The sequence below is a fragment of the Reichenbachiella sp. MALMAid0571 genome, assembly GCF_040151475.1.
Classification (GTDB): Bacteria; Bacteroidota; Bacteroidia; order Cytophagales; family Cyclobacteriaceae; genus CAXBNB01.
This window is the reverse complement of record NZ_JBDKWG010000149.1, coordinates 85,715-98,214: the sequence shown is the minus strand read 5'-3', so window position 1 is coordinate 98,214 and position 12,500 is coordinate 85,715. Positions and strand designations below refer to the sequence as shown.

The 12,500-nt window shown below is 39.0% G+C and carries 11 protein-coding genes; 7 read left to right on the top strand and 4 right to left on the bottom strand.

The genetic code is table 11. From position 1 onward, the window contains the following. Positions 1-130 precede the first annotated feature (130 nt). The gene (locus AAOP42_RS21235; protein WP_349530599.1) at positions 131-406 is read right to left on the bottom strand and encodes an alpha/beta hydrolase; all 276 of its coding nucleotides are present in this window, start codon (positions 404-406) and stop codon (positions 131-133) included. Positions 407-692: 286 nt separating this feature from the next. Between AAOP42_RS21235 and AAOP42_RS21230 the strand changes: the two genes are divergently transcribed. Beyond that, a complete protein-coding gene (locus tag AAOP42_RS21230) occupies positions 693-1,667 on the top strand; it encodes a polyprenyl synthetase family protein (protein WP_349530598.1) in 975 nt (324 codons plus the stop codon). A 31-nt stretch (positions 1,668-1,698) separates the two neighbouring features. Here AAOP42_RS21230 and AAOP42_RS21225 read toward each other — a convergent pair whose 3' ends face one another. Continuing rightward, entirely contained in the window at positions 1,699-3,018 is a 1,320-nt protein-coding gene (locus tag AAOP42_RS21225; protein WP_349530597.1) for a D-alanyl-D-alanine carboxypeptidase/D-alanyl-D-alanine-endopeptidase, read from the bottom strand. A gap of 134 nt (positions 3,019-3,152) precedes the next feature. Between AAOP42_RS21225 and AAOP42_RS21220 the strand changes: the two genes are divergently transcribed. Further along, positions 3,153-4,118 (top strand): zinc dependent phospholipase C family protein, encoded by a 966-nt coding sequence (locus AAOP42_RS21220; RefSeq protein WP_349530596.1) that lies wholly within the window; start codon positions 3,153-3,155, stop codon positions 4,116-4,118. 15 nt (positions 4,119-4,133) lie between these two features. Here the strand turns inward: AAOP42_RS21220 and rpe are convergent, their stop codons facing one another. Further along, the gene (rpe, locus tag AAOP42_RS21215) at positions 4,134-4,793 is read right to left on the bottom strand and encodes a ribulose-phosphate 3-epimerase (RefSeq protein WP_349530595.1); all 660 of its coding nucleotides are present in this window, start codon (positions 4,791-4,793) and stop codon (positions 4,134-4,136) included. A gap of 167 nt (positions 4,794-4,960) precedes the next feature. Here rpe and AAOP42_RS21210 point away from each other — a divergent pair, with 167 nt between their 5' ends. Both AAOP42_RS21210 and AAOP42_RS21205 read left to right on the top strand, forming a co-directional pair. Then, on the top strand, positions 4,961-6,658 hold the full coding sequence (locus tag AAOP42_RS21210) for a 1-acyl-sn-glycerol-3-phosphate acyltransferase (protein ID WP_349530594.1): 1,698 nt from the start codon (positions 4,961-4,963) through the stop codon (positions 6,656-6,658). Next, positions 6,636-7,691, top strand: coding sequence for an NAD(P)H-dependent glycerol-3-phosphate dehydrogenase (locus AAOP42_RS21205; protein WP_349530593.1), 1,056 nt, complete (start codon positions 6,636-6,638; stop codon positions 7,689-7,691). The genes AAOP42_RS21210 and AAOP42_RS21205 overlap by 23 nt, the downstream gene beginning before the upstream one ends. 25 nt (positions 7,692-7,716) lie before the next feature. On the opposite strand, the gene AAOP42_RS21200 is transcribed toward AAOP42_RS21205, so the two are convergent. After that, complete coding sequence (locus AAOP42_RS21200) at positions 7,717-8,958, bottom strand: M48 family metallopeptidase (protein ID WP_349530592.1); 1,242 nt, start codon at positions 8,956-8,958, stop codon at positions 7,717-7,719. 178 nt (positions 8,959-9,136) lie between these two features. Here AAOP42_RS21200 and AAOP42_RS21195 point away from each other — a divergent pair, with 178 nt between their 5' ends. From AAOP42_RS21195 to AAOP42_RS21185, 3 genes are all read left to right on the top strand, one after another. Next, entirely contained in the window at positions 9,137-10,312 is a 1,176-nt protein-coding gene (locus tag AAOP42_RS21195) for a proline dehydrogenase family protein (protein WP_349530591.1), read from the top strand. A gap of 103 nt (positions 10,313-10,415) precedes the next feature. Next, complete coding sequence (gene nhaC / locus AAOP42_RS21190) at positions 10,416-11,870, top strand: Na+/H+ antiporter NhaC (RefSeq protein WP_349530590.1); 1,455 nt, start codon at positions 10,416-10,418, stop codon at positions 11,868-11,870. Continuing rightward, positions 11,870-12,451: a 3'-5' exonuclease gene (locus AAOP42_RS21185; protein ID WP_349530589.1), complete on the top strand. Its 582-nt coding sequence runs from the start codon at positions 11,870-11,872 to the stop codon at positions 12,449-12,451. Before nhaC ends, AAOP42_RS21185 begins: the two co-directional genes overlap by 1 nt. Positions 12,452-12,500 lie beyond the last annotated feature (49 nt).

The following is a 12,500-nucleotide window of genomic DNA, read 5'->3' as shown; positions in this document are numbered from 1 at the left end:
TCAAAGACCTACTTAAATCTACAGGTCAACCAAATCCACAGACCGAAAAACCCATAAGACTATCTGCCAAATACCAACTACGGTTCGTTCAACACTACATTCATGCTTGGCCTATCGGCCGCACGAATGCTTAGTTATTGCCAAATGCTTCAAGATCAGCAAAGTCAAGTGGACTTTCCGGAGTAGTACCGTTGTGAGAGAGATTCATTTTTACAAACACAAAATTTGTATCTGAAAAATGATCAGCCATCAAATTAAAATAGCCCCAGTCTTTGAAACCTTTAAATCCATGAATAAACAGAACAACAGCTTTTTTGATACCATTTTTCTCATACCTCACATCAGATAAGAAGGATTTGTTTCCATGTTTGGAAGCTAGAATAAAAGACTCTTTCTGATTGTTCATTTTTGTTATTTGCTGTTAAATATAATGAGGACAATTTATTCATTAATTAGGTGAGTTGTTGATTTTGCGGTACAATTATCAACCCCAGGAGAATTTTACGTATCAAAAAAAGTAATCCGAAAATTATTTCATTCATGATGAGAGGGTGGAATTATTATTCTAGCGAGTGTGTTTTTGTATTTATTCTCACGGTAGCAAACAGGACATTGTATATTTCTCCTTTCTCAGACAAATATTTAAGTGGGAAATAAACTACTAAAGAACATTATATTATTATTGCACTCGAATGCCCATAAAAATATCCGATATACAGATTCCTATTGCCCATGAGATGGCTGAATTTGAAAAAAAATTCAGAAATTCCATGAAAAGTAATGTGATGTTGCTTGATAAAATCATGACCTATATAGTCAAGAGAAAGGGCAAACAGATGCGTCCGATGTTCGTCTTTTTGAGTGCAGGAACTACCGGAAGGATTGACGAATCAAGTTATCGGGGAGCATCGCTTATCGAATTGTTACACACCGCTACCTTGGTACATGACGATGTGGTGGATGACTCAAACTACCGTCGGGGGTTCTTTTCTGTAAATGCGCTCTGGAAAAATAAAATTGCTGTGTTAGTGGGTGATTTTTTGCTTTCAAGAGGCATGTTGCTTTCGATTGAGAATGAAGATTTCACTTTGCTTAAAATAGTTTCAGAGGCCATTCGAGAAATGAGTGAGGGGGAGTTGTTGCAAATGGAAAAGGCCAGGAAACTGAACATTACAGAGGAGATTTACTACGATATTATAAGACAAAAAACAGCCAGTCTCATTATAGCATGTTGCAAGGTGGGTGCTGCATCTTCAGGTGCAGATGCAAATGCTATCGCTAGAATGGGTGAGTTTGGGGAAAAGGTGGGTATGGCCTTTCAGATAAAAGACGATTTGTTCGACTATGGTGTGCAGGAAATAGGGAAACCCCTTGGTATTGACATCAGAGAAAAGAAAATGACTTTGCCGCTTATCTATGCCTTGAGAAATGCAACCTGGGTGGAAAAAAACAACATCAAGGGAATTATTAAAAATCATAGTGAAAATACTAAAAAGGTAAATGAAGTTATTCACTTTGTGAAAACAAAAGGAGGGATCGAATATGCTGAATCCGTTATGACTACATATCATAAAGATGCTATAAAAATCCTGAATACCTTTCCTCCTTCACCCAGCAGAACATCCTTAGAACAACTTGTACAATATACTATTGATCGGGTGAAATAGTAGTGCCCGCACTACCGTCATATCATACCAACTAATATTTATCTCTAATTAATCTCAACGTTTTCTCCATTTCCAATTTCACAGGAGTAGAAGGAGAGTTGTAGTTGTTGTGCATAAAACTAAAGGTGAGCAGTTTTCCTGTTTTTGTTCGGATAAAACCCGAAAGAGCGTGGTTATTAGAGAAAGTCCCGGTTTTAGCAAAAACATAAGGTTCACCAGTTTCAGATTTGTACCATTCTTTCAATGTGCCATCTATTCCACCGACAGGAAGCAATGCGAGCAATGTGCTTTCTGGTAGTTCCTGTTTGATTTTTTCCAAAAGTACCACCATTGACCTTGGAGTGAAAAGGTTGTATCTGGATAGTCCTGAGCCATCTTTCCAGACGGGAGGAGAAGGAAGGTCATCAAGATGGTTGGTGATCATGTAATTCCTGATTCTTGATGAATTAAGTGTGTCCCCTTTTTCAGCAGCACACATATAGAGTATTTGTTCGGCTAAAAAATTGTCACTAACCTTTAGCATCATGGCATATACCTTATTTGAGCCTTCACTATAAAGAGTAATACTGGATTCTCTAGGTTTGTAGGGTATGATATTGACTGGTTTCTTAAGGGTGTCCATCAATAGGGTTACCAATAGTTCGTCCGATACTTTAAATGGAATCCTGTTTTTTCTATCGCTTTTTGAAGAATCAGGGTAATATGGAAAGATGTTATGTTCCAGACTTCTATTGGGGTAAAATGATGGCATTTCCTGATCAAGGATATCTGAAAAATCATTGAAAAAAGGCGGGACAATTTCGTATTCCGATTTTACTGAATCTCTTACAAAGTTGACCGTATTGCCATAAATGGGCATGGCAGATCGTTCGGTTTGGTAGTAATAAGAATAATCATCCCATGCCCACCCGGCACCATAGTGGGTGTCTTGAAAGTTGCCTGTGGCATAGTACAAATCCTTATCTGTATTTTGCAAAAACTCAAGAACTGGTTGATCAGAAAAGTCCGGATGTAAAAATGTAGGATCGCCAGTTCCCCAAAAAATCAAAGAGTCCTCGTTGATTACATATTTCAATGCAGGCACTGAATTTCCCAATATTTTCAGTCCTGAATAGAATGTAAATAGTTTCGTGTTAGATGCTGGAGCAAAGTATTTGTCTGCATTGTATTCTTGCAGGTATTGCTTTGTTTTCGGATCGTAAAGCACAAATCCGGTAAAATGGCTATTAAAAAGTGCTGACTTGGCCACACTTTTTTTTACCACACTTGTAGCCATTTTGGTTTTTATGACCGTGCATGCTGAAAGCAGTAGAACGGTTAGAATGATTAGAAAGGCATTTCGAAAGTGCATGAGCGAATATAATTATTGTCAGTGGTGAATGACACTCTGTTTTAAAATTCTTAGAGAATTAGTTGTTCCAATTTCTAAGTTTCTGAAATTCTAACTAATTTGAAACACACTTGGCTTTAGGTATTTTCATAAATATGAAAGTAAAAATATTTGTTTGTATTCTTTTGTTCTCGATTCCCTGTACGTCTTTCTCCTGGGGTTTTTTCGCACACAAGCGGATCAATAGATTGGCAGTATTTACACTGCCACCGGAAATGATGCCTTTTTACAAAAAACACATACAGTATCTGATAGAAAATGCCGTAAATCCTGATATGAGAAGGTATTCCGTTGAAGGAGAAGCTGCCAGACACTACATCGATTTGGATGTATATGGTGACAGTGCGCTCTACGAAGTGCCCAAGTATTGGAATGATGCGGTGGCAAAATATACAGAAGATACTTTGCAGGCTTATGGCATTGTGCCCTGGCATATCATGAGCATGAAAAACTTTTTGACAAGTGCATTCCAAAGGGGTGATGTGGATGGTATTCTTCGTACTTCAGCGGATATTGGACACTATATTGGTGATGCCAATGTACCGCTTCATACCACTGAGAACTATAATGGCCAGCTTACCGGACAGTATGGCATCCATGGTTTTTGGGAATCCCGGTTGCCGGAACTGCTTTCTGATGAGTATGATTTTTTTGTAGGAAAAGCAGAATATATCGAACAGCCACAAATGAAAGCATGGGAAGCGGTAACTGAAGCACACCATGCTATGGATTCGGTATTGAGATTCGAAAAAGAATTGTCTTTGAAATTTCCTGAAGATAAAAAATACTCTTATGAAGAGAGAGGAAATACTACTGTGAAAGTGTATTCAAAAAAATATTCTTTGGCTTATGATAAATTATTGGATGGACAAGTCGAGCGGAGAATGAGGGCTTCTATCAAAATGGTTGGGGATTTTTGGTTCACCTGCTGGGTAGATGCAGGTCAGCCAGATATGCTCGCCATGATGCAAAAGGGATTGTCAGAGAAAGAAAAGAAAAAACTGGAAGAAGACATTCAGAATTGGAATAGAAGGACGGTGAAAAGCAGGGAGCACAATTAACCTTTTTTCTTTAGACTAAATACTTTTCATCAACCGGATGGTTTCTTTAGGGTCTGGTGAATTGTAAATTCCTGAACCTGAAACAATTATATCTGTACCAGCATCAATTACTTCTTTGATGTTGTCTAATTTCACACCTCCGTCAATTTCAATCTCTATATGGTTGAGGTCTTTTTCTACCAGAATTTTTTTAAGATTAGAAATTTTAGTCAATGTTTCCGGTATCAGCTTTTGTCCACCAAAACCGGGATTTACAGACATAATTAACACAAAGTCCAGAGACAGCAATATTTCATCCAGTGTATTGAGCGGAGTATGGGGGTTGAGTACCACACCGACTTTACACTTGTGCTCCTTGATCAATTGAATTGTTCTGTGCAAATGCGGGCAGGTTTCCACATGTACAGAAATCATGTCAGCTCCGGCTTTTGCAAAATCAGGGATGTACTGATCAGGGTTTGAAATCATCAAATGCACATCTATTGGAAGCTTGGTGCATTTCCTGATGTCTTTCAATACCAAAGGGCCAATTGTCATGTTTGGTACAAAATGTCCATCCATTACATCGTAATGTATGATATCAGCACCACCTTCTTCCACAAGTTTTATGTCTTCACCTAGTTTAGAAAAATCAGCTGATAATAGAGATGGTGCTATTTTTATGTTTCTGTTCATTACTTTTGCGGACATATAGAATATTAATTTGCAATTATAGGGAAAAATGGAAACTCATGCGGACTTGTAGCAACAAGATTCAAATTGACAGACCACCAATAAACTGACCGAAACGCTCACGAAAATTTAAGATAATCGTGTTATATTGCCTGTACTAAACTATTGCTATGAGGCCGATCGTACTGAGAAAGAGGAGAAAAAAAACCAAATACAAACCGATACTTAAAGACACCAAAAGCTGGCCGGTAGTCCAGATGGCTAAAAAAAGGAGTGAGTTTGTAGATTTGGTTTTTGAAGAAAGCTACGAAAATCTGCTTGATTCCCCGAGAGGAAGAACTTTACGCGAAGAACTTGAGACAACCGTTTATAGGGAGATTCAAAGGATCAAGAACAACCCCTGGAAAATTGATCCTAAGGATGAAAGAGATTATTTTGAAAACCTCCAAAAACGTATAGCGGATACAGATAACCTTCCAGAGGAGGAAGCTACATCGAAGCTAAAGGAGATTTTAAAAAATATTACCAGACGATATGCGGAAGAGATTGCAGGAAATTTTCGTCCGTCCAGGTATCGTTTCTCCAGAACACTGATCACCATAGGTTTCGCCAGATTACTGAATGCAGCAAGAGTGAGAGGTCCATGGTCATTGTTTAGCAATCAACTTGATTTGGATGATAAAATTCATGTAGTTGGGGAAAATGATCAAATAAGAAAATTAGCACGAATAGGCACTGTAGTCATGGTGCCAACTCACTTCAGTAACCTGGATTCACCACTTATTGGCTGGGTAATACAATACCTTGGTTTGCCTCCATTTATATATGGTGCAGGGTTAAACCTGTTCAACGTGAAGATTTTTGCATACTTCATGAACAGTCTGGGCGCATACAAAGTAGATCGCAGAAAAAAGAATGTGGTATATCTTGAAACGCTTAAAACCTACTCAACAATTGCTTTGAGAGAGGGGTGTCACAGTTTGTTTTTCCCGGGAGGAACAAGGTCAAGATCGGGTAAAATTGAAAAGTCATTGAAACTTGGACTTTTGGGTACTGCCATAGAAGCACAACGTCAGATTTATCAAAATGAAGACGATATCAAATCCAGAAAGATATTTATTGTACCAGTTACAACCAATTACCATTTTGTACTGGAAGCACCGAGTTTGATCAATGACTACCTTAAGAGTAAAGGGCAACAACGTTACTATGTAGAAGCCGATGAATTCACTTCTTCGTATAAGATTTCAAAATTTCTGATAAAATTTTTTACCAAAGGATCAGGAGTTTCAGTATCAATTGGCAGAGCTATAGATGTGGTCGGCAACTATGTGGATGAACATGGTAATAGTATTGACAAAAAAGGAACTCCAATTGATTTGAGGGATTACTTTAGGTCAGAGGGAGAAATCACCGAAGACAGCCAGCGTGAGCAGGAGTACAATCGGATTCTTGGCAAAAGGATTGTGGAAGAGTTTCACAAAAACAATAGAGTACTCTCCAGTCATTTGTTGGCATTTACAGCTTTTAGAATGATTGGAAAAAGATTCAGACACTTCGATCTCTACAGTTTGTTGAGGTTACCGGATGAAGACTTGCGCATTGAATATTCTGAGTTTAGAGAAAAAGTGGAGTTTTTTGTGAAGGAGGTAATGGCAATTCATGAGAGAGGGGAAGTAGGAATTGGTGACCACATGAAAGATGAAATCGATGACGTTATCAAACATGGATTGAGAAACCTTGGAATGTATCACCCTGAGCCTCCTTTAGGTAGAGCTAAAAATGGTGATATAGTGGTTCAGAATATGAATCTTTTGTACTTCTATCACAACAGATTGTTAGGCTATGACCTTGAAAAGCTCCTCTAAGAATATGACAGGCGTGGTTGGAGCAGGGAGTTTTGGGACTGCTATAGCCAATATTATTGCAGATCGAAATCCTGTATTACTTTTTGTAAGGGACAAAGAAAAAGCTGCAAAAATAGAGCAAACCAGACGAAATTCTAGCCAGGACATCCATTCAAACATAACAGTTACGAACGACATCCGGCAGGTGGCTGAGCAATGTGAGGTTATATTTCCCATTATCCCTTCTGCCAATTTCAGAGGCATGATGGTTCAGCTTGCTCCTTACCTGAAGCCGTATCACATTTTGATTCATGGGACAAAAGGATTGGATTTGAATCTTGCCCCGAATGAAGTTATTGACAAAAAGAATCCTCTTACCAGAAAGCATGTAAAAACCATGAGTGAGGTGATAATGGAGGAGAGTTGTGTGCTTAGGGTAGGATGTCTTGCAGGGCCAAATCTGGCTAAAGAAATCGAAGAACATCAACCTGCGGCTACTGTGGTGGCCAGCCATTTTGAGGAAGTAATAGACATAGGTCAAAAACTACTAAAGAGCGACAGATTTCTGGTGTACGGGAGTAATGATCTGATAGGAATAGAACTTTGTGGAATCTTAAAAAACATCATAGCTATCGCAGCAGGAGCCATTAGTGGCATGAAGCTTGGCGAAAATTCCAAAGCACTGCTGATCAGCAGAGGTTTGGTAGAAATGATTCATATCGGTAAGGCATTAGGAGGAAACACTCATGCATTTCTCGGACTGGCAGGAGTAGGCGACTTGGTTGCTACCTGCACTTCCAAGCTTAGCCGTAACTACACAGTGGGATACAGGCTGGCTCAGGGAGAATCTTTGGAGGATATAGTCAACACCATGGAAGAAGTCGCCGAAGGAGTTAATACAGTGAAAATTGTGAATGTATTGGCTGAAAGTTATGACTTCAGATGTCCTATTACCGAAACCCTTCTTAAAATTTTCGAAGGAAAAATGTCCGTGAAAGAATCGCACGCTTTTTTTATGAAATTTCCTTTCAGAACGGAAATAGATTTTATTTGATCCCTCTGAAGTTGCTCTGCCTATCTTACTTTTTAACCCGTTCCATGGCTTCTACTCTTTGTAGTAGAGAAGGATGAGAATAGTTGAAAAACACATACAACGGGTGAGGAGTCAAATTTCCCAGGCTGTCAGAAGTTAGTTTTTTGAGAGCATCGATCAATGGCTTTCTATCGTAGGTGACTACTGCATATTCATCTGCTTCGTATTCATTTTTTCTGCTAAAAATATTCATCAATACCCCTGTGATTTTCGATAGTGGTGAAAATAGAATGCCAAAAGCAAGAATATTCAAATGAATGGCTGTGGTTTGTCCTCCCATAGCATAAGACACCTCACTGTTAAAAATCATTAATGACAAAAGGTACAACATAAAGCCTGTTTGAAGAATGCCAAAAATCATTGACCAGATAATGTGTTTTTTCTTAAAATGTCCAACTTCATGCGCAAGTACTGCTACCAACTCCTCTTTGGTGTGCTTTTCAATGAGTGTATCGTAGAGTACCACTTTTTTCTTTTTTCCAAAACCGGAGAAAAAAGCATTGCCTTTAGACGACCGCTTTGATCCATCGATAACGAATATATTGGTCAATGGGAAGGACACTTTTTTGCTATAGTCTTCAATTGCTGACTTTAATTCGCTCTCTTCCAGTGGGGTGAGTTTGTTGAAAATGGGTACAATCAATGAGGTATAAAACATATTGATAAAGACCATGATGACTGAAATGATGATCCAGAAATAAAGCCAGAATCCCTGTCCCATAGAGAAAATCAGCCATATCAACGTGGATAAGATGATGCCTCCGATGATCAGGGTCATTACGTATCCCTTGATTTTATCCATCACAAAGGTCTTGACAGTTGTCTTATTGAATCCGAACTTTTCCTCAATTACAAAAGTGCTGTAGAGTTGAAAAGGAATGGTAACAATGTCGGAAACAAAATAAAGAATTCCGAAAAAATAAAGTGATGCGATAAGGTCTATAGGAGCGACACTTCTGAGGCAGCCATCGAGCCATCCGAAAATCCCAAAATAAAGCATACCCATCGTCAATATAAAACTGATGGATGACGTGAGAATGGAGAAATTATTGGAGACTTTATGGTACTCTTGCGATTTTTTGTACTGCTCTTCATCATATATTCCCTCCAAAGAAGCTGGTATTGGGAGCTTTCGGTTTTTGTCGTTGAGGTAGGATAAGGTTTTGTCAAAAAGAAAATCGAAAGTAGTAATTCCGAGTAGTAAATATAAAATGGTTTGCTCCTGCATATTTTCTGATTTTTTGCAAAAGTATAGTATTCGCCAGTGTTGTGGCACTTCAATAGCCCAAAACTTCAGTGATCAACCATCACTCTGGCCTGAACTAATCAATTTTGTATGAGTATGTGCAAATGGCGATTTACATTCTCATGCAGATCAAATCTACTTTTGTCACAAATTTAGTAGAATGAATGGGTCAAAAATATCCTTTGATGATACGGCGGTTGCTTTTGGAGACAAGTCTGACAAAGCACTTCGGTTGATGTACTTTTTGTTCTGTACCATGAATTACCCATTAATCACTAAAGTTGGGATTTGGTGTACCTCAACGGTATTGAAATTAAAGCTTCCTGTTAAAGGGCTTATCAGGAAAACCCTGTTTTTTCAATTCTGCGGGGGAGAGTCTCTCGAGGGATGCAGAACTACTATCGAAAAACTGAAACAATCAAATATCAAAGCCATTCTTGATTATTCTGTGGAAGGGGAAAATACAGAAGAAGGATTTGAAGCCAATAAATTAGAGATGATTCGGTCATTGGAGTATGCCGCTACGTCTGAAAATATTCCTATCACAGTAATGAAATTGACGGCTTTTATTGATTTTGACTTGTTGATAAAGGCACAATCAGGTTTGAGTTTTACTGAAAATGAAAAAAACAAATACATCAGGTTTGAAAAGAGAGTGGAGGCAATATGTGCCAAAGCAGTGAAGCATGGGAAGTGTCTTTATATAGATGCCGAAGAGTCGTGGATACAAAAAGCAATCGACAATGTGGTCTATGCTATGATGCGCAAATTCAATAAGGACAAGGCTTATATTTTCAATACCTACCAATTGTATAAGAAAAGTGCTTTGAATGATTTGACCAATGCCCATCAGGAACTAAGGTCAATGAATTGCCATCTTGGGGCTAAATTGGTAAGAGGAGCCTACATGGAAAAAGAAAGGGAACGAGCCGAGGAAATGGGATATGATGATCCCATTCAACCGAACAAAATGGCTTGTGACAGAGACTACAATCTGGCACTTGACTATTGTATAGATCATATCGACAGCATATCGGTTTGTGCCGGAACTCACAATGAAGACAGCTCAATGCACCTGGCTGAGTTGATAGACTCTAAGGGAGTTGACAGGGCTGACTCCAGAGTGTTTTTTGCCCAATTGTATGGGATGAGCGATAATATCTCTTACAACCTAGCCAAAGAAGGATTCAATGTAGCCAAATACGTGCCCTATGGGTCTGTCGAAAAAGTAATGCCTTACCTGATGCGTAGGGCAGAAGAGAATACTGCTATTGCAGGACAAACAAGCCGTGAATTTTTATTGGTAAAAAAAGAGTTGAAAAGGAGAAAGGGCTAAATGTTGATTTTATTCGAGTATTTTGACACATTCTCATATCTGAATCCCAAATCATTTCACAAAAAATATCTAACTTCCCTTTTTGAACCCAAATTAATACTGAATGCCAAAACAAAAACGGGAAGCAACTTTACTGGAGGCATTTATTCCTATTATTTTTCTTACTGTTCTGCTTTTTATCAATGTTGGCATTTTTGGTGACGCTTCTCTGGATGGTTCCAATCAAATGGTACTGATCTTATCTGCATCTGTTGCGGCAGTGATTGCCTTGAAACTGGGGTACAGGTGGCTGGAAATTCGAGATGGAATGATCAAAACGATCAACTCAGCCATGCCCTCTATTCTCATATTATTTTTGATAGGTTCCCTTGCTGGTAGTTGGATGCTCAGCGGTATAGTTCCGGCTATGATTTATTATGGGTTACAGCTATTGAATCCCACTATGTTTTTGTTTGCCGCTTGTGTGGTGTGCTCTGTGGTGTCTTTGGCGACTGGGAGTTCATGGACTACCTCAGCTACTGTAGGCATAGCACTGATTGGCATAGGCAGGGCGATGGGATTTCACGATGGAGTGGTTGCCGGAGCGGTTTTGTCGGGTGCTTATTTCGGTGATAAAATGTCGCCACTATCGGACACCACCAACCTTGCACCAGCTATGGCAGGCACAGACATTTTTACCCACATCAGGTACATGTTTCTGACCACTTTTCCATCCATCAGTATCACGTTAATTATATTTCTATTCATTGGGTTTACCAATGGCACGGATATCAAATTGACTGGTACTCAGGAAATACTCTCAGCAATAGAAAGTAAATTTTATTTGTCCCCATTGTTGTTTGTTGTGCCCGCAGTTATGGTGTACATGATTTATAGAAAAGTAGCTGCTATCCCTGTTATGTTTACTGCTACTATTTTGGGATTGTTGTTTGCTTTGGTTTTTCAAAGAAATATAATAGAAGAGGTGTCCGGATATACCGGAGCTTATTGGCAAGTATTATTTGCAGGATCTATGAAAGCACTTTATGGTAAAATATACATTACTACCAACAACGAAACTGTCAATGAACTACTGATTTCCAAAGGAATGGCAGGAATGCTAAATACCACCTGGTTGATTTTTACAGCCATGATATTTGGAGGAGTGATGGAATGCTCAGGTATGCTCAAAAAGATAGCTGATTCTATTTTGTCTTTTGCCAAATCCACAGGATCGTTGATTGCATCTACAGCCAGTACCTGCATATTTTTTAATCTGACGGCTTCAGATCAATACCTGGCCATAGTAGTGCCGGGAAGGATGTACGTCGATGTTTACAGGGATAGAAAATTGGCTCCTGAGAATCTGAGTAGAACGCTTGAAGATTCGGGAACTGTTACTTCAGTACTTGTGCCTTGGAATAGCTGTGGTGCTTTTCATTCCAGTGTGTTGGCAGTGAGTCCATTGGACTTTATCCCATATTGTTTTTTCAATATCATAAGCCCTGTTATGACTATGGTTTATGGTTTTTTAAATATTAAAATAAAGAAACTTGTAGAAGGAGGAGATCAGCAATAATGTATGTAAAAAGTATTACCAAAGATGAACTACAAGAGTTGCCGCTGTTTCGTTATCAGGGTAAAATCCGATTGATAGAAGATGCTTCTGAGATTAAAAGGGCTGTTCAACACTGTAGACAACAAAAAGTAGTGGGCTTTGATACCGAAACAAAACCTACTTTTAAAAAAGGACAATACCATGCCGTGGCATTGGTGCAACTGGCAGTGCATGATGTGGTTTACCTTATCAGAATAAACAAAACAGGGCTGGAAGAACACCTCATTAGCCTCTTCGAAGATCAGGACACCCTCAAATTGGGAATAGGGCTGAGAGACGATATCCGTGACTTGCAAAAGATAAAACCAATTAAACCGGAAGGCTTTGTTGACCTCAATGAGTTGGCAGAAGAACTGGAAATGGAAAGCATAGGGGTCAGAAAGCTCTCTGGCATATTTCTCAACAAAAGAATTTCAAAAAGCCAGCAGGTTTCCAATTGGGAAAACCCGAAACTTACCCGGGCTCAAATGCACTATGCCGCTACCGATGCATGGATTTGCCTGGATATCTATGAGAAAATGCTTGAGTGGCGGAAGGGGTGATCTTATACTATTCTGAGAGAGTTTTCGTTGAATATTCTCTAAATACGTT